Origin of the sequence: Mangrovibacterium lignilyticum, assembly GCF_010882175.1 — a bacterium.
In the GTDB taxonomy this organism is placed as follows: Bacteria; Bacteroidota; Bacteroidia; order Bacteroidales; family Prolixibacteraceae; genus Mangrovibacterium; species Mangrovibacterium lignilyticum.
This window is the reverse complement of record NZ_WKLH01000001.1, coordinates 1,500,784-1,518,513: the sequence shown is the minus strand read 5'-3', so window position 1 is coordinate 1,518,513 and position 17,730 is coordinate 1,500,784. Positions and strand designations below refer to the sequence as shown.

General features: G+C 41.5%; 11 protein-coding genes. 4 read left to right on the top strand and 7 right to left on the bottom strand.

Annotation, left to right across the window (positions count from 1 at the left end; all coding sequences use genetic code 11):
• Complete coding sequence (locus tag GJV22_RS06135) at positions 1 to 597, bottom strand: DUF1819 family protein (RefSeq protein ID WP_163710185.1); 597 nt, start codon at positions 595 to 597, stop codon at positions 1 to 3.
• Positions 597 to 773: a helix-turn-helix domain-containing protein gene (locus GJV22_RS06130; RefSeq protein ID WP_262888207.1), complete on the bottom strand. Its 177-nt coding sequence runs from the start codon at positions 771 to 773 to the stop codon at positions 597 to 599. Before GJV22_RS06130 ends, GJV22_RS06135 begins: the two co-directional genes overlap by 1 nt.
• A 90-nt stretch (positions 774 to 863) precedes the next feature.
• On the opposite strand from GJV22_RS06130, the gene GJV22_RS06125 reads away from it, so the two are divergent.
• Entirely contained in the window at positions 864 to 1,178 is a 315-nt protein-coding gene (locus GJV22_RS06125; protein WP_163710179.1) for a hypothetical protein, read from the top strand.
• A 53-nt stretch (positions 1,179 to 1,231) separates the two neighbouring features.
• Entirely contained in the window at positions 1,232 to 1,702 is a 471-nt protein-coding gene (locus GJV22_RS06120; protein WP_163710176.1) for a hypothetical protein, read from the top strand.
• Positions 1,703 to 2,257: 555 nt separating this feature from the next.
• On the opposite strand, the gene GJV22_RS06115 is transcribed toward GJV22_RS06120, so the two are convergent.
• The 4 genes from GJV22_RS06115 to GJV22_RS06100 form a co-directional block, all read right to left on the bottom strand.
• Positions 2,258 to 3,016 carry a hypothetical protein gene (locus GJV22_RS06115; protein ID WP_163710172.1) on the bottom strand — a complete coding sequence of 253 codons (759 nt, stop codon included), beginning with the start codon at positions 3,014 to 3,016 and terminating at the stop codon, positions 2,258 to 2,260.
• A 2,253-nt stretch (positions 3,017 to 5,269) separates the two neighbouring features.
• Positions 5,270 to 7,273, bottom strand: coding sequence for an FAD-dependent oxidoreductase (locus GJV22_RS06110; protein WP_163710169.1), 2,004 nt, complete (start codon positions 7,271 to 7,273; stop codon positions 5,270 to 5,272).
• Positions 7,274 to 7,738: 465 nt separating this feature from the next.
• Complete coding sequence (locus GJV22_RS06105; protein ID WP_163710167.1) at positions 7,739 to 8,692, bottom strand: ester cyclase; 954 nt, start codon at positions 8,690 to 8,692, stop codon at positions 7,739 to 7,741.
• A 136-nt stretch (positions 8,693 to 8,828) separates the two neighbouring features.
• Positions 8,829 to 10,997: a hybrid sensor histidine kinase/response regulator transcription factor gene (locus GJV22_RS06100; protein WP_163710165.1), complete on the bottom strand. Its 2,169-nt coding sequence runs from the start codon at positions 10,995 to 10,997 to the stop codon at positions 8,829 to 8,831.
• 525 nt (positions 10,998 to 11,522) lie between these two features.
• On the opposite strand from GJV22_RS06100, the gene GJV22_RS06095 reads away from it, so the two are divergent.
• Positions 11,523 to 14,285, top strand: coding sequence for a M16 family metallopeptidase (locus tag GJV22_RS06095; protein WP_163710161.1), 2,763 nt, complete (start codon positions 11,523 to 11,525; stop codon positions 14,283 to 14,285).
• Between the two features lie 421 nt (positions 14,286 to 14,706).
• Positions 14,707 to 15,456, top strand: a complete 750-nt coding sequence (locus tag GJV22_RS06090) for a NigD1/NigD2 family lipoprotein (protein WP_163710157.1) — start codon at positions 14,707 to 14,709, stop codon at positions 15,454 to 15,456.
• A 66-nt stretch (positions 15,457 to 15,522) separates the two neighbouring features.
• Here GJV22_RS06090 and GJV22_RS06085 read toward each other — a convergent pair whose 3' ends face one another.
• On the bottom strand, positions 15,523 to 17,583 hold the full coding sequence (locus GJV22_RS06085) for a helix-turn-helix domain-containing protein (RefSeq protein ID WP_163710154.1): 2,061 nt from the start codon (positions 17,581 to 17,583) through the stop codon (positions 15,523 to 15,525).
• Positions 17,584 to 17,730: the final 147 nt, after the last annotated feature.

The following is a 17,730-nucleotide window of genomic DNA, read 5'->3' as shown; positions in this document are numbered from 1 at the left end:
TCAGTTTAGATTTTCAATATCCAGATCACTCATTAGCAAGACCTTTAACCACTCTTTGTTATCTTCAGCTATCGCCTGAATAACTTTTTCTTCCAGTAGTTGCGGTTGAATCATCTTACTTTTTACGTCATCGATAATTCCAGCCTGCTCCAGCATTTTGAATGTAACCTGTTTTATTTTTTTCTTAGTCGTTTCGGTTAGGTTTTCCATTTCAGGATGCAACTCAGCTTTTCTTCTGAAGAAGGATATGTATTCACCTTCTGAAAGTTCATAGTCATACAAAAGCAACTTCTCCCGTATTACTTCGACAGTAAAATCACGAACAAATAAATGAGCTTTACAAGTAGCCAGAAAAGCAATATGTCGTTGCTCTGTCAAACTTCCACTCGCCAAAATGTCCACTTGTCTTCGGGTTAATGTCTCTATGCGCTTTTTGATTACATTATATCTGCGTTTACCTGTAGCAGTTTTTCCATCACCCAACTCCTGCAAGTCAATATCTTCTCTTTCGCTGAATGCTTTTGCAACCTTAGCCATGTCATTTGCCCGAAGCGAAAAACCTGTATAGGAAAAATCGTATTTGCCAATTCTATCCATCAATGCACTAACTCCTTCTCTGGCACATCTAACAACTCACTCAATTTTTTTAAGTGCTTATCCTTTGGAGCGCTTTTCCCCTGCACCCAATTGCTCACTGTAACAACACTCACCCCAATTTTTTGAGCGATAAATGTTTGCTTCATTCCCTTCGATCTGATTATGTCCTTCAGCATATCTTTAATAAAAATTAAAGTTTGTCTTCATCAAATTTAAACTTTTGACGGAAATATACTGCTACCCCAGACCGAGAAAATTAGCTTTGAATGAAAGTTGTTTCACAAATATTTATCGTTAAGTCACTTATTGGAGTATTAAACAATAACTATTTGTGGAACAAAATTGAAAAACGTTCCCAGGGAAAAACTTCCACCTTCCCCAGTCTAAAAAAAGGCGCAGCTTTAGAAACTAAACGCAAGGTATTTCCCAACTACACTCTTTCTGAAACGGCGTCAATTTATCCAAAATTACTCACATATTTTCAAAATAATTATGTATCAATATTTCTTTTTGTCAATTTTTTTACGTATAATTTTAAAAAGCGGGATGGCACTGTATACAAAGAGATAGATGACGCATGATGTCTTCCTTTATTTTGAAATAAATAATAAATTAAATATTAAGTATGCATTGTTTGAATAGATTAGAATTAATCGGTGACATAACCGAAATTGAAAGAGTATTAAGTAGATATTCATGTAATTATGAGACATCGACTAAGAAAGTTGTCGATTTTCCATTATTGGAGCAAGTCGTGGCAATGCCGCCATGGATCGAAAAAGAATTAAGAGACAATAAAGGATACGATCTTGATTCTAGTGCGATGCAATGGCGTCTCGAAAATTGGGGTTCTTTTGATGATGCCTTGTATCACGAACAGATATCTGACAGGATATTCCAGTTTTGTACAGATTTCAGCGTGACTCAAGTTGTTGAAAGGATGTCCAAAGAATGTTCTGAGGTTACTTTCGTCTACGAATTTGCTGAAGAGGAAGAAAAAGGTGAATCTGGAGTTTGCGTTTTTAGCGATGGTGAACTTGTGCAAAAACGAGTTTACGCAAGTGATGCTCCTGAATCTAAAATTTTAAGGTTAAAACTTAACTGATAGTTGGGTTATAGCTTTAGGTATCAAAGGTAGAATCGGTGACAGGATTCTACCTTTTTTATTGTCATCTGAATGCAATGTGGATTTTAAGAAGTTGTTGACATGAATTTCAACGGCCGCTATACTGACCTATGGATGCTGGAGGCAAAAAGGGAATCTTGTTTCACAAAAATTTATTGCTAAGTAATCTCTTGGCTTTAGTAAACAATAATATTCTGTGAAACAATATTCAAAACCATCCCCAGGTAAAAAAAACCATGCTTCCCCAGTAACAAAAAAGAGTGAATCTCCCAGAAGTGGCGTTATAATTGGATATTTGAGCATCTAATTATCAATAATAATTTGTGAAACAACATTCGTGCATGCGAGGCCTGGTACGGCCCGTTTGGTGTGGAGTTCTATAAGTACATTTTGCTAGTTCGCAGTGTTTCAGAGTAAGAAACACATTATGAAAATGACTGTTGCAATTTCAGGTGTAGCATTGTAGATGCTGCTTTTCAGTGATTAATGGAGAATAGACTCGTCTTTTCGCTTCTATATTGTGCTGTGAATAAGTCACGGAATTAGTACTGTGAGTCTTTTAAGGTTGGCATTACTTTCCCTTAGTTGATTCTCAATTTGTTTTTTCTTCCGCATCAAAGCATCATGTTTCAACTTCTCGTTAGCAATTTTCACCTTACATCTTTCATTCTTTTTCTCCTTCTTTTTGTCTTCCTTCATTTGGGTTATTAATTTAATTTTTGAGTTATAAGCGACCCCAAATTCTTTATAAAATTTCAATGTTAGTATTGTGGAAACAGTTGCTTTGTCAATTTTGTGCTTTTCCGCTATTTCGTTTAATAGTACTTCTCCATTTCGGTCTACATATTCCTTTTTTATGGCGATTACCATTTTCTTGTCAATATTGGCATTTTTCTTTCTGCCCCACCGTTTCTTTATTTGGTAGTTATATTCGGGAGCAATCGAGTAATATGGATTTTGTCCCATCCGAATCGCCATTAGTTCCCGTTTCTCCCAATTGTAAAGATTCATAATTTCCTCTTCTAAATATCCATTTGCTAATGCCCATTTTGTGTCGGTGATTCTTTCAATGTCGTTTGTTATCCTAGAGGAATAGGCTTTACTTATTGCATCATTTAGGTTTGGTCTTACATCAATATATGATGTCAATTTTTTGATGCCATAAATTTGTGGAGCTGAAATATAAACCCCATGTTTATTTTGCATGAACTCTTTGATGCTAGAAGTTTTGTAGTTTCTTGATAGCATTTGCTTTATAATTGCAACATGTTCATCACTAATTTTTCTTTTCATTTTTTATCATTTTTAAGTTTATAAGGAAGGATTTACCCTTCGTAAGTTTTATATGGGTAAATCCAGTTTTAGACTCGAAACATCGATCCTAGCTAGCGACAAATACAGCTTTAAGTCTTTAAAGTTGGCTAAATCCCACTCTGTTAATCGCATTGCAATGTCGTTTCTTATGGATTCAGGCATTGAACAGAGTTGGTTTAGAACCTCAATCCTTTCATCAATTTCGTTTAGTACCTTACTAAAGTCGATTTGAGACATGTCATCGTCACTAAGAACCTTTGCAAGCTTAGTTTGCATGGACAGATGGTGTTCACATACTTCAAACGGTGCATAGCCACTAAAAAGCTATTGGTCAGTTCAAAGTTGACATCATGAACATCTTCATTGCTAAACTTTAAGCTTAAACAAAACAAGTCAGATTGACTGGCTTCAACTTGCATAAGGATTCGAAACAATCTTTCAGTTGCATTAGTGTGGTTCAACATGTGCTTCCTCAATGCATCGTATGCATCTCTAATAAAAATTACATTTTTCATAGTCTTAAAATTTATATTTACAGCGCAAAAGTGAGGCTAATTATCACACCATTAAGTGGTTGTAATATTTCATGAATTCGATGTAATATTACATGTGATAAAACCAGAGGCAGTGGGGAAGAGCAGATGAAGGATTACTGAAGGGGTATCGGTTGAAAAATCCCTGGTTAGAACTAGAATTGATTAATAAACCAAGCTGCTAATCAGCCTATTTATTTCAGTTGAATAATAATAATTTGTGAATCAAAATTGAAAAACATACCCAGTAAAAAATGAGTTGCTTCCTCTGTACCAAAAAAGAGTGACGCCTCTGAAGTACTGCTGTCTGTGAACTTCTGCTGAGTACTTAACGATAATAATTCGTGAAACAATTTCGGTGTGTTAAACCTGGACGCCCCCAGGGGGAGGGCCTCTTCCTGCATGGCCCCGTTTCCTGCCTTATGTATACAAATTCCGAGTTTACAGCAGGGGGGACAATACCTTAAAAAAAATCCAGCCAATTTTTTGCCCCAAATCAAGAAAAAAAAATTCCCCAAAAATTTTCGAAAAATCGGACTCGTGGTTCTTTAATGACGTTCTATGAGGTTTTTCTGCTCTAGGTACCTCAAACACGAATCGAGGTGTTCTCTCGCAAATTTCCTTGCGCTCTTCTCGAAAGGATTATCCCAGTATCCTATAGTGTTTGTATAGTAGTCGTAGTTCTTAAAGTTGGTGTCGGTCTCTGCTTGTAAGTAGTGGGCTACTTCATGGAGGGCAGTTGTCACAAGTGTCGGTATGTCCGAATGGTTCTTTAGATATATTTTGATTTCTCCATTAAAGAACCCGTCAAACTTTTTGTGGTTACGATAGTGAATTTCAAATTTTGGGAAATACTTAATTCCGTTTTTGTACAAGATCGAGTTTGTATAGTGTATTGTTTCTCTTACAACTTCGGTGTATGGTGCGTTTTTCTTCCAATTAGTTGAAATATTGTTAGAACGAGTCAAGTAGGCGACCAATTTGTCTACTTGCCGAAATAAGAACTTTAGTATTATAGCTGCGCCTATACTGTAGCTAACAAAGAAGATTATTTCTGAATTTGAAACTGACATTTTCGAATTGGGATGTGAAATTCAATTTTACAACAAAATGAAGACTTATGCCAGCTCCTTGGCGATTTAGAAATAGTTTTCGGATATTTGTAATTGAAAATGTTCCTTGAAGTTGGTTTTGATGTGCAAAAGGTGTTAAAATCGAGACCTATTGCATTTTGGTGTTTGTAAATAGTTGATTCCAAGTTGAATGAAAATATGGTTCAAGTCCTACCTGGGGAGCTGAAAAGAGGTCAACATGACCTCTTTTTTTATGCCTTAATTTTCCGGGATTATTGATTTGAAAGGGATCGGAAAAGTATTCCAATTTCGTGAATCACACGAACGGTTTAACTACATATTGGTTTTTAAGTGGCGGTAAATAAGCTGCTTACAAATTGTGCAAGTCTTTCTGAGCTGAAGTGATTTTTTAGTCGTAGAAATCTCATAAAAAGGGTGGTGGTAATTCACACCAAACTCAACCAAGATTCAACATTTGTAACTACACCCTAACAACTGTCCATGCAACACTAATAAAGGCAAGATAGGACCCACAACGCTGAGTCCTCAGCGAACATGTAAAATCCGCTACTATGCAAATAAAAGAGCTGGAATATCAAGCATCTTGCCAGCTCTTTTGTATCTGTTTAATATCTCGACATCATTGCAGAAATACCGCCCCCGTTGATAACATTCGAGAAACCACGACTTTGCAGTACCTGTTTCGCATAGGCCGAACGGGCTCCGCTGGCACAGTAAACAACAATCTCGCGATCGGTGTCCTCTCCCAGGTCGGCTTTGCCCGACATCAGGTCGTCCAATGGAATGTTGATGGCTTCCGGAAATGCACCACTGTGAAATTCGCCGGGTGTACGTACATCGATAATTAGGCGCTTGAGTTCATCAGTGCTTACTTGCTTATTGGTTTCTGTTTCCTCAACCGCCTTTTCACCAATGCTTTTTTTCTCAACAGGTAGGGCAAGCATACCTATATTTTTGAATCCAACAGCAGCAGCATGGCGTTGCAACGAGGTATGTCCTCCGGCAAGATTAATTACTTCCGGGTGACCGGCACCAATCAGGATTCGAACAGCCTGGTGGCCCTTTTTTCCCGTTTCGTCGTAAATCAGTATTGGGATGTCTTTTGGTATTCTTTCCAGGTTGGGATACAGCATTTCCAGCGGAAGATGATACGCTCCGGTCAGATTGCTTTTTTTGTGAGCAAATACATCCCGGATATCCAAAACAATTAATTGCTTCTTGTTCTCGATGTAATCGTCAAGTTCCGAGGCCATAATACTTGGTCCATAGCCCGATAGTTTGTTTTCAGCAACGTAAGCCGCCATGTTCATGGCATCGTTAGCTGTCCCGATTGGTGGCGAGTAGGCAAAATCGATATCGGCGATTTCGCTAACCGGAAGTTTGGCAGCACAAGCGGTTGCGATAACATCAAGGCGTTTATCGGCGCCTTTGTAACCGGCAGTTTGGCCACCGAGTACAACGCCCGTGTTTTTATCGTAAACCAATAAAACGGTCACGGTTTCGGCACCGGGGTAATAGGCGGTATGGTGTTCTTTGTGTACCACAACGGCATCTGCATTGATACCGGCCGCGCGAGCCTGCTTCAGCGATAGTCCTGTGGTTCCGGCAACAGCCTCAAAAACACGCACCACCGATGTGCCAAGCGCTCCTTTGTAAGAATGCTGGCCTCCCAACGCGTTCTCTGCAGCAATCCTTCCTTGGCGGTTAGCAGGTCCAGCCAACGGAATCCGCACTTTTTTGTCGTTTACGCGGTGCTCGATCTCTACCATATCGCCGGCAGCGTAAATATCGGGGTCAGATGTTTGCAATTTGTTGTTTACCAGCAGACCGCCTGCATCACCAATTTCCAAACCGGCATCTTTTGCCAGTTGCAACGTTGGGCGGACGCCAATCGAAAGCAATACCATGTCGGCATTCAGCGATTGTCCGTTTTCAAGTTCAACAGAAGTTACATCAATCTTAGTAACCGCATTTTCAGTATGTACGCCTACGCCATAAGCTTTCAGTTCGCGGGTAATAAAGCCGGCGATTTCAGCTTCCATGATTGACATGACGTGCTGCATTTTTTCGACCACATGTACTTTTAAGCCCCTTTTTACAAGTGCTTCCACCATCTCCAGACCGATAAAGCCTCCTCCTACGACCACTGCCGTTTGGGGATCCTTATGGCTCAGGTGATTGTCGATTTTGTCCATGTCTTCCAACGTCCACAGACTAAAAACATGGTCGGCATCTGCTCCGGGGATTGCCGGTTGAATGGGGCGACCTCCTTGTGCTAGAATGAGTTTGGTATATTCAAACGTATTTTCAGAACCGTTCAGGCTATCTGTTGTATGAACCTTTTTGTTTGCCCGGTCGATCGAATTTACCACCGTATGGGTGTGTACTTTTACTTGGTATTGTTCGTCAAAGCTCTCGGGACTCTGAAGAATTAGTTTCGAACGACTATCGATGTCTCCCGCGATGTAGTAAGGTAGTCCGCAGTTGGCAAACGAAATATCTGGCCCAGCTTCGAGCATTGTAATTTGTGCATCGGGCGATAAACGCCGTGCTTTTGCCGCAGCCGTTGCTCCGGCTGCAACTCCTCCAATGATTAATATTTTTTCCATTTTGTTGCTATCCTTCTGTTATTGCCATCTATAAATAGAAATATCTAAATAGTTCGATGCGAAAATATAAAACTTTCTTTAATCGGATGTATTGTTAGAGGAGAGTTGAGTTATTCTTTAACCTTGTGTTAACCAATTAAGGTACTTTCCCTCGCTGGCGCGCTTTTAGAAAGCGATCGTGTCCTGGATTTAGTGAATTTGGGGATTTTGGTATCTATGTTGTAATGGGAGCTATTGCTAAAAAAGTGTAAATGACTGGAATAATATAGTATCCATTGAAATACTCAGTATAAAATCTTGTAAAAATTTAACCTGTACCACAAGGAGAAATGTTACATTTTCAGGGAAGGCTAGAATTTACACCAAACTTTTGCAAATCAGGTTGCCACTTCCGACTGTCAGAGGAGCTAAAAAGGCCGGGAGTCATTCCGGCCTTTTTTCGTTTAAAATTTGCAGTTTCGTAATCTACAAGATGATACCGATTAATTGTAAAAAGGTGTCCCTGTCCCAGTAGTCTTTGACCCAAATTATTTTGCCGTTTTCAATTTCCATGATAGAAGCACCGGGTAATTCAAAATAGATATCGGTAGCAGGTATGCCCATCTGCTGCCAGCCGACTGTATTTGTTCCTTTCCAGACCCATTCCGAAGCTACATATTTTTCATTCGCTACAGATGATACGGTTTCAAACCTTGAATCTGGTGCTCCGGAAATAGATCCCAAAACATACATGGCAAGCGATTCTTTATCTGTGAAACTACGGCCCATTACTTCCGTGTATGAGAATTCATCGGCAAAAAGTGAGGTAAGCATCTCGGCATTGTGGGTATCCCATGCTTCAATCAGTAATTTGCCAATTGATTCATTTTGCGCTACTAACGGATTTTCGTCGCCGTGACTGGAGCCAACATTTGTGATCATTCCTTCACCTTCCATATACATGGCTGCTATGTTGGTGGGATCGTCAGCATAGCCGGTAAATTCCATGTTACCCTGCGCCTGAGCAAATCTGCCTGTGCCACCGTCAAAATTAACTTCTCCACTCATATTGTTCTCCGGGATGTTAAATGATCCTGAAAGTGTATATTTCAGGAGGTCACCATTGGCAGCACAAACGGCCCCAAACATTTCCCATGAGATGGTCCAGGTTTGCTCATCCATTTCCACAGAAATGGTGTACCAGGTACTTTTATCAGCAGTCAGCTCTCCTAAATGAGAAATGCTTCCGGATAATATTCCATATACAGGAATGCCGTTTAGGGATTCATTTACAATAGATTGTAGTTCTCCTTTGATCGGGACCATTGTCGTTTTGGCTGATTTCTGGTTCACATCCACATCGGGAAGCAACGGATCGTTCGTTTCGCAGCCTGCAAAAAGGAGACTCATGCACCATAATAAAAAAATTAATCGTTTCATTTTTCCTGAATTTTAAAGGTTTCAAACGTTGAGGTTTTTTCGGCTCGGATATACAGTTAAAGTTACTGAATAGCAGCAGGCTGTGCTTTGGCTATTGTCTCGGATATTTTGGTGGTTGTCTCAAATGTGCGTCATCCTAGCGGATGAGGTCTTTTGGAGTGAAGCCAAACTCCTCATGAAAACAGGTGCTGAAGTGAGAAAGGTTTCGGAATCCGGATTCAAAGGCAGCTTCGGTAACGTTTCTTCCATGCTTTTCGAGCAAGGATTTTGCATGTAGCAACCTGCAGGAGCGGAGGTATCGTCCCACCGAATTATCGGTCAGGGCACCAAATTTTCGGTACAATTGGGCGCGGCTCATGTTCATGGACAAGCAGATGTCATTTATCCCAAAATTTTCGTTGTTTAGTTCAGTTTCGATTAAGCTGTTCAACCGTTTCATGAACAAGGTTTCCTGCCTGTACTGTACGTTCGGGCCGGGGCGACTAAAAGGGATGCTTCCCAGTTGTTTTTGCATTTTTTTGCGCAGTTCCAGCAGGTTGTTGAGTTTAAGTAGCAACTCCTTTTCGCTGAAAGGTTTGACCAGGTAGTGGTCGGCGCCGTGTTCCAAGCCGATGAGTTTCGAGTCGAAATCGCCGCGGGCAGTTAAAATCACGACCGGAATGTGGTCGGTTCGTATATCAGCCTTCAATTGTTCGAGCATCTCGAACCCATCCATTTGTGGCATCATTACGTCCGAAAGAATAAGATCCGGAATGATGTTTCGGGCTTTCTCCAATCCGACCTTTCCATTTGGTGCCAACTCAATGCGATAATGCTTTTCAAGAATTGCCCGGAGATATTCGATCACATCGTTGTTGTCTTCCACGATCAAAAGCAGCGGCAAATGGTCCTTTCTTTTGAAAAATCCTCCGTTGCCTGAGCTGAACGTTGTTTTTGGTATTCCGGCATCGATCGCTTCCTGATTTATCGCTGAAATGCCATGGTCTTTGCTCACATTCGCAACGTTTGTTAGCGGGAGGGAAACAGTAAACTCCGCGCCTTGGCCTTCCTGACTTTTTACCCGGATCTCTCCCTTCATCAGTTTTATCAGTTCAGATGCCAATGCGAGTCCGAGTCCGGTGCCGGGCGTTTGGTCGGGTTTGTCCGGAGCCTGGTAAAAGCGGTCAAAAATCTTCTCTAACGATTCCTGAGGGATTCCCCGACCGGTATCTTTTATAATAATCCGGACTACTTCTTTATCCTCGTCTGTGCTCTTATCAACGTTTACGTAAATACGGCCTCCCGCTGGAGTAAATTTTAAGGCATTCGACAAGAGGTTGGAAACGACATGCATTAATTTATCGGGGTCGTAATCGGTAAAAGCTTGTTTTTCCTCGTGGTTGACGATCAGGTCGATGTGCAAACTTTCTGCCAGACTGTGAAACGATTCTGCCAGGAAACGGATAAAGCTGTTGATATCGCCATGTATCAGAGCCAGTGGCATTTCATTGGCTTCTATTTTGGCAATATTGAGCATCTGGTTGACCAATCGTAGCAAGATTTGGCTTTGGGTCTTAATTTTCTCTGGTCCTGTTTTCCTCCATTGTTCCGGGTGTTTTTCCATTTGTTCAGTCATTCCTTGAATAACCGTGAGTGGTGTTCGGAATTCGTGCGAAACATTGGTGAAAAGCCGCGTTTTTGCTTCATCAATTTTCCTGAGCTTTTCCGCTTCAGCTTTTTCATAACGGCTCTTGTCTTTCATGAACAGGATGACAATAAACAGGATGCAGGCGTTGATCCAAAATGTAAGCCCCACGAACGAAATCGTATTTGCTTGTTGGGTCACGAAGTCAGGCGTTGTTAACGAGGGTTGAAAAATACCAACAACAAGAATGGTGACGCAATACCAGGCAAACATGCCGATGGTCCAACGAAGGTTTCCGGCCAGTATAGAGCCCATGGCACAGTTCATTCCAATAAACACGAATCCGAGCGAATGAGTTAGTCCTCCCACCTGGAGCATGGCGAACATGGCTGCTGTGGTAAATACCGTAAAAACAATATTAATAACCAGATCGAAGCGCTTTAGCCGGCGGAATAGTGGAAAACCGATGGCATAGCCAGCAAGGAACACGACTCCAAACCACCAAATGGGCCAAAGGTTGAGCACTACCAATTCTACGAAGGACGTTATAACAACGAAAACGAAAGTTACTACCATCCATATCCAAGCCCAGCGTTTGCGAAGTTGTGCTTCGGGCTCAAGCCGTGGGTCGGCCAGGTAACGGTCAATTCGGGTTAGTAACGATTCTGTTGGGCGTTCCATGGATTATAGTACTAAATCGGAGTCATCAGTTTTTCATTGTAGGTATTGTTGAATACTAATGCTGTTGTTAATTGTTACAATTATTTGTGGTCAGGCAATCGGAATAATACCTAGTGGAAGAATTCCGGTCATTTGTTATTCGGTTTTCAATTTCAAGTTGAGAATTTGATTGTTGTGTGCACTCTACCTAATTTTTGGATAACGTTTATCGATAAATTGCTTACCCGGGCTTACAGCGATATTACGACAGGTAATGTATGCTTGACCATTCACAAATTAGGTTGCAACTTCCGACAGGAAGGGGGGATAAATATCCGATCAGAGGTATCTGCGTTGTTATTCTACGGGGGCTAGCACTGAAAATTGTTGATGTTTTGATAAGTATTTCGTAACTTCTATTGTTTTTTGCGGGTGAAGGTTTGGGTGAAAGAAATGACGGGAAAGGCAAATGTTTGAACCTTATCGCTCTCTTTTAAATAGAGTCATTTAGCACTACATGAAAATAAAAACAAATGCCAAAATCTTATGAAAAATAATTTATTTCGCAACCAGGGATTAGCTATCCTTTGTCTAATTGTCCTGTTTGTTCTATCCCAGGGCATTAAAGCCCAGTCAAATGTTGAGTCCGAGATCGACATTCCATTTCAAAAATATGTGTTGGAAAACGGATTGACGCTGATTGTACATGAAGACCATAAAGCACCAATCGTTGCTGTCAATATTTGGTATCATGTGGGAGCAAAAAATGAGAAAGAGGGAAAAACGGGTTTTGCCCATCTTTTTGAACATTTAATGTTTAATGGCTCTGAAAATTATAATGATGATTATTTTAAACCGTTTGAGGAGGTAGGGGCTACCGATATGAATGGAACAACCAACAGTGACCGAACCAATTATTTCGAAAATGTTCCGGTTTCAGCGCTCGATATGGCTTTGTGGATGGAGTCGGATCGCATGGGGCACCTTGTTGCAGCGATCGATACCGCTAAGCTTAACGAGCAAAGAGGCGTTGTTCAGAACGAAAAGCGGCAAGGTGAAAATCAGCCGTATGCAGTTGTGCGGCAGCTTATGCCGAAGAACTGCTTCCCGGCCGGGCATCCGTATTCGTGGACAGTTATCGGCTCGATGGAGGATTTGGATGGTGCCTCGCTGGACGACGTTCATGAGTGGTTCAAAACATACTACGGAGCAGCTAATGCCGTGATTGTTATCGCTGGCGATATTGAAGCAGAAACTGCTTACGAGAAAGTGAAGAAATATTTTGGAGATATTCCTTCCGGTCCACCGATTGCTACGCCGAAGAAAGATATTGCCAAGCGTTCCGGAACGATTCGCGAGACAGTTGAGGATCGCGTTCCGCAGGCAAGAATATATAAAACATGGAATGTTCCGGCATGGGGAACGAAAGATGCCAACGAGTTGGATTTGATCAGCGATGTACTTGCCTCTGGTAAAACTTCCCGTTTGTACAAACGGTTGGTGATTGACGATCAGATTGCAACGGACGTAGCTGCCTATATTGATGCTCGCGAGATTGCCGGTCTTTTCCAGGTATTTGCGACGGCTAAACCGGGTGAGGACTTAGTGAAAGTTGAACAAGCAATTGATGAAGAGCTCACCCGTTTGTTAAATGAAGGACCGACCGAGGTAGAGCTAAAACGCGTTAAAGCTAAGTATATGTCGAATTATATTCGAGGGATTGAACGAGTTGGTGGTTTTGGCGGGAAGTCGGATATTTTGGCAAGTAGCCAGATCTATGGTGGAAGTCCGGATTATTTCAAGACTAATTTGAGTGAAATCAATTCTGCAACAACTACTGGTCTGCAGGAAACCGCTAAAAAGTGGTTGTCAGATGGTGTTTACATTCTTGAAGTTCACCCTTTCCCAACCTATCAGGTCGAAGAAACAACGGTTGATCGATCGAAATTGCCGGTTGCCGGTGAGGCTCCTGATGCTGTGTTTCCCGAAATTAACAGAAAAACCTTATCGAACGGATTGAAAATAGTTCTGGCTGAGCGGCATTCAATTCCCGTGGTCAACTTTAATTTGATGATTGACGCTGGTTACGCAGCTGACCAGTTTGGTCTGCCGGGAACTGCGAGTCTGGCGATGAATATGCTGGACGAGGGGACGAAGGAGCGCGATGCTTTGGAAATCAGCGATCAACTGGCCATGTTAGGGGCACAAATCGCTAGCTATTCAGACCTGGACAACTCTTTTGTCTCGCTCTCGGCGCTCAAGAAAAACCTCGATGCATCGCTGGATATTTATGCCGACATCATTTTAAATCCGGCTTTTCCTGAAAAAGAATTTTCCCGACTTCAAAAGCAGCAGCTTGCAAGAATACAACAGGAAAAATCCTCACCTTTTTCAATGGCTTTGCGCCTTTTTCCAGGCTATTTGTATGGTAAGAACCATGCCTATGGTAATTCATTCACAGGCTCGGGAACTGAAGCATCGGTAACGGCGATGACGACCAACGATCTGGTTAAGTTTCAGAACGACTGGTTTAAGCCTAACAATGCGACAATAGTCGTCGTCGGCGATATTACCATGGACGAAGTCGTTCCAAAGCTGGAGAAATTGCTTGCCAATTGGAAACAGGGAACAGTACCGGTTAAAAATATCAGTAAAGTTGAGCTTTCTAAACAGTCGACGATTTATCTCATGGATAAGCCGGGTTCTCCACAGTCGGTTATTTTGTCCGGCAACGTGGCGCCTCCAAAATCTGACCCCGATGATATTGCCATGTCTATGATGAATTCTATTTTGGGTGGAACTTTCACTTCACGTCTGAATATGAATTTGAGAGAAGACAAACATTGGTCGTATGGGGCCGGAAGTGTCTTGATTGATGCAAAAGGGCAGCGGCTGTTTGTTGCATATGCTCCTGTTCAGGCAGATAAAACCAAAGAATCGATAGAGGAGATCGTGAACGAGTTAACCGGAATTCAGACCGACCAGCCAGCCACCAGTGCAGAGTTGAAAAAGGTTCAGCAAAACGAGATTCTGGGGCTGCCCGGTTCGTGGGAAACAGCTCGTGCAGTCAGCAACTCGATTGTGACTATGGAAGAATATCAGCTGCCAGCTGATTATTACAAAACCTACGCGGGGAAGATCAAGAACCTCAACCTGAATGATATTCAAGTGGCTCAGGAGAAAGTTCTTCACCCGGATCAAATGGTGTGGGTCGTAGTCGGGGACCGGACCAAAGTTGAATCCGGATTAAAAGAACTTGGTTTTAGCGAAATCAGGCTGATTGATACGGATGGCAATCCGATTGAATAAGAAAATCAAAATAGGATAAAAGCAAGACAGGCTCATCATTTTTGGTGAGCCTGTCTTGCTTTATGAATACATGATTGCGAGGTAGGGATAAATCTTCGGAATTTGAATAGTGATACGTGTAGAAAAGCAACAATCGCACTGCGGTCGCTGCATATTAAAAAACTGATTGCTACTCATCATGTTCGCTGTCGGTAAAATAATAGATCCTTTCAGATGTATCATTGCCACCTAAAGGATTAAAATATGAATCGTAACAATCGGCTAATTATGTCCTCAGAGAGGTGGGATTCTGGACTCCAAACGATGTTTAAATCACCGGATTAAATGTATGCCAAAAAAAGTGAGCGATAAACGCAACCTTTTAAAATTGTTTCATCTATAGGATATAAGCAATTAAGAAAACAATTAAGGAGAATAGATTATGAAACTTTTTAAAAATGGATTTATCCTTGCACTTATCAGCATATTTTTGATAAGCTGCAGCGACGACGATGATTACTCGTTGGGCAAATATTGGATTACAACAGGAACTGTGGTGAAGACAACAGACTACTTCTTTATCACGACAGATGGTGGTGATAACTTATGGCCATCGGCAACAAATGTTAGCCCCGATGAATTGGAGGATGGCTTACGCGTGTTCGTGAATTATACGATTTTGGGCGATGCTAATGACGGCGAAGGTTATGATTATTACGTGAAAGTCAATTCTTTATCGGAAATCCTGACCAAACCGATCTTTAATTTCACGGCGGAAACAACTGAAGAGGTAAAAGATTCCATCGGTAATGATGCTGTTACGATTGTTGATACCTGGTTTACTAATGATTACCTGAATGTGCAATTTGAATATGGTGGTGGAATGGGCTATACTCACTTCATTAACCTGGTGAAGGATACTGAAGATTTGGAGACCGATGAGGGGGCCATTATTTTAGAGTTGAAGCACAACAAGAATGGCGATCCGTACAGCTATTTGCAGTGGAGTGTCGCTTCATTTGATATTTCGGAGTTGCAGGAGGATGGGCAATCTTCGGTCGATATTTATGTAAGAGCTTTGGATAAAGAGGGAGCGTATCAATACAATAAGGTTTTGACTTACGAGTACCAGCAAAATGAGGTACAAGCCAGAACTTTTAAGGCGGATGATATCATGACTACGATTAGATAAATATCGGTTTGCTAAATCGCGAAAGGCACCTCGGAGGGTGCCTTTTTTGTGCTTTTTGACAGTTGTTTAAATCACATTCTTTGTCTTTAACCGTTTGGCCATTTCTTTATGTTGTGTGTCAAACTTGCGGATTATCTTTTTTAACAGAACCTTAAATTCCTTCGAATCCTGAAGGGAGTCAACCAAGGGGTCAATCGGTAAAAACAGCAAGGTCCAATAGTGGAAGTTAGATGTTTCAGAAAACAGACTGAGGTATTCCAGCGCTTTTTCCCGATCGTTGAAATAGCAGTAATAGATTGACAGGCTGAGATTTTTGTATATCGATTCATTTTCATTTGCCGCCTGCAAGAAGTCTTCCATCAGCTGGTCCGCTTCAGCTTGTTTCCCAATTTCTTTCATGACGAAGGCGATTTTGGCATTTTCCAGGCGATAAACCTTCAATCCGTAGGCTGTTCTCAGCTCCATAAAGCGCTTGTAGTATTTATATGCTTCCCCGTAATCACGCTGGTAGTAGCAAATCTTTCCAACTTCCTGCAGAATATCAATCCGGTTCGAATCTTGCTTGAGTGTGATGATTAACTCATCCTTTAGCTGTTCCAAATCACGGTGCTTTGCAAACTGAATGTACGATTTCACATATTGAGAATAGAGGTTATTGGGATTGTAGCTCAGTGATTTGTCGATATTTTTCAGCGCTTCGTCCTCAAAACCGCTTTGTATAAAGGCATTGCTAACATGCAGGAAAATGTAGCTAGCAGTGGTCGAGTCGCTGGCTGCAATGTTGAGCCGGATTCCCTTCAAAGCATATTCCAGGTATTTCTCGGTGTCGGGAATGTAATTGGTGTAAAAGTCGGAAAGGCTGGTGATGGTGAGGTACGAATTCGGATTGTAATTATAGGCATTTGTGAGATATGGTTCGGCCAGTGCATATTCTCCGATATAAATGTAATAGAAGGCCTTTGCGAGCAGGCCTTGCTCCAGTTTATTGTCATATAGTAAAGCTTGATCAGCGTAGGTATTGATGAGCTTGGTGTACCTTTTTTCTGTCTTGTTGTAGTCGAGCAGATAGTACGCGATAGCGATATCAGCGTATGCCCGGGCAAAAGTTGGATCTTCAGCAATTGCTTTTTCAAACAAGGGAATAGCTTGCAGTAGTCCGGTTTCTGTTCCCTGATAGAAAAAATCCATCCCTTGTAAAAAGTAGTCGTACGCTGCGAGGTTCGATGTTGGTGTTTTCTGAATCCGTTCCTGTTCATCCGGCGAAATGATCACTTCAATCCGATCAGTAATGGTCTGGGCAATTTCTAATTGCAGGGTGAAAATGTCTTTTGTCTTTCTTTGGTATTGTTCGGCCCACAGATGTTTGTCGTTTCGGGCGTCAATCAGTTGAATGTTCAGCAAAATCTCATCCCCGATTTTTTGTCCGCTTCCTTCAACTAAATAAGTTACATTCAGCTCGTCGGCAATTTCTTTCGCATTTTTAGGAAGGTTCCTGAATTTTTCGGTCGAAGTCCGACTAATGACATTTAAGCTGTTTATTTTTTGAAGGTCTGTGAGGATTGATTCCATTAATCCGTTAATCAAATAGACATTTGCTGAATCGGCACTTTCATTTTTAAAAGGCAATACAGCTATCGATTTACCAGTTTTGTCTCGGGTGCTTGTTTTCGGCAGAACGAAAAAATAAGCAACCAGAATAATGGCGATAATGATTGCCAATGGTAAAAGAACGCGATAGGAGACTTGCTTTTTTGCTTGTTGAGGGGGATTCTCTTCCTCTGGTTCTACAGCATGTTTGCTGGCTTCTCCTGGAGGAAATCCGTAAAACTCCCGAAAACATTTGATGAAATACGAAGTGCTTCCGAACCCCACCTGGTATGAAACTTCCGAAACAGAGAGATCTGAATTTTGAAGTATTTCAGATGCCTTTTTCAGACGAGCCTGACGGATGAATTGACTAACAGAAAGATCAGTCAACTTTTTAATCCGACGGAGTAAATTTGATCGGCTCATCCCGATGGAATGCGCCAACTCTGAAACTCCGAATTGCTCGTTCGAACAATTTTCCAGAATAATTGAAGTGAGTTTATTCAAAAACTCTTTTTCAGGAGGCGACATTTCAGGCATTTGGTTTTTTTATTGGTTTCCGGTCACGGGTAATAAAGATACAAATTTCGTGAATAAACCGGTCGTGGCTTATTGGTGAAATAGGTGCAGCGAAAGGGCGCTTGCATCGACTATTCTGTTGGCGTTGCGTCATAATTTATATCCGTG

Excerpts from the sequence above, each read along its gene's own strand:
- GJV22_RS06115 (WP_163710172.1), bottom strand. The coding sequence starts at position 3,016 with ATGAAAAGAAAAATTAGTGATGAACATGTTGCAATTATAAAGCAAATG.
- GJV22_RS06100 (WP_163710165.1), bottom strand. The coding sequence starts at position 10,997 with ATGGAACGCCCAACAGAATCGTTACTAACCCGAATTGACCGTTACCTG.
- GJV22_RS06130 (WP_262888207.1), bottom strand. The coding sequence starts at position 773 with ATGCTGAAGGACATAATCAGATCGAAGGGAATGAAGCAAACATTTATC.
- GJV22_RS06110 (WP_163710169.1), bottom strand. The coding sequence starts at position 7,273 with ATGGAAAAAATATTAATCATTGGAGGAGTTGCAGCCGGAGCAACGGCT.
- GJV22_RS06125 (WP_163710179.1), top strand. The coding sequence starts at position 864 with ATGAAAGTTGTTTCACAAATATTTATCGTTAAGTCACTTATTGGAGTA.
- GJV22_RS06095 (WP_163710161.1), top strand. The coding sequence starts at position 11,523 with ATGAAAAATAATTTATTTCGCAACCAGGGATTAGCTATCCTTTGTCTA.
- GJV22_RS06085 (WP_163710154.1), bottom strand. The coding sequence starts at position 17,583 with ATGCCTGAAATGTCGCCTCCTGAAAAAGAGTTTTTGAATAAACTCACT.
- GJV22_RS06105 (WP_163710167.1), bottom strand. The coding sequence starts at position 8,692 with ATGAAACGATTAATTTTTTTATTATGGTGCATGAGTCTCCTTTTTGCA.
- GJV22_RS06090 (WP_163710157.1), top strand. The coding sequence starts at position 14,707 with ATGAAACTTTTTAAAAATGGATTTATCCTTGCACTTATCAGCATATTT.
- GJV22_RS06135 (WP_163710185.1), bottom strand. The coding sequence starts at position 597 with ATGGATAGAATTGGCAAATACGATTTTTCCTATACAGGTTTTTCGCTT.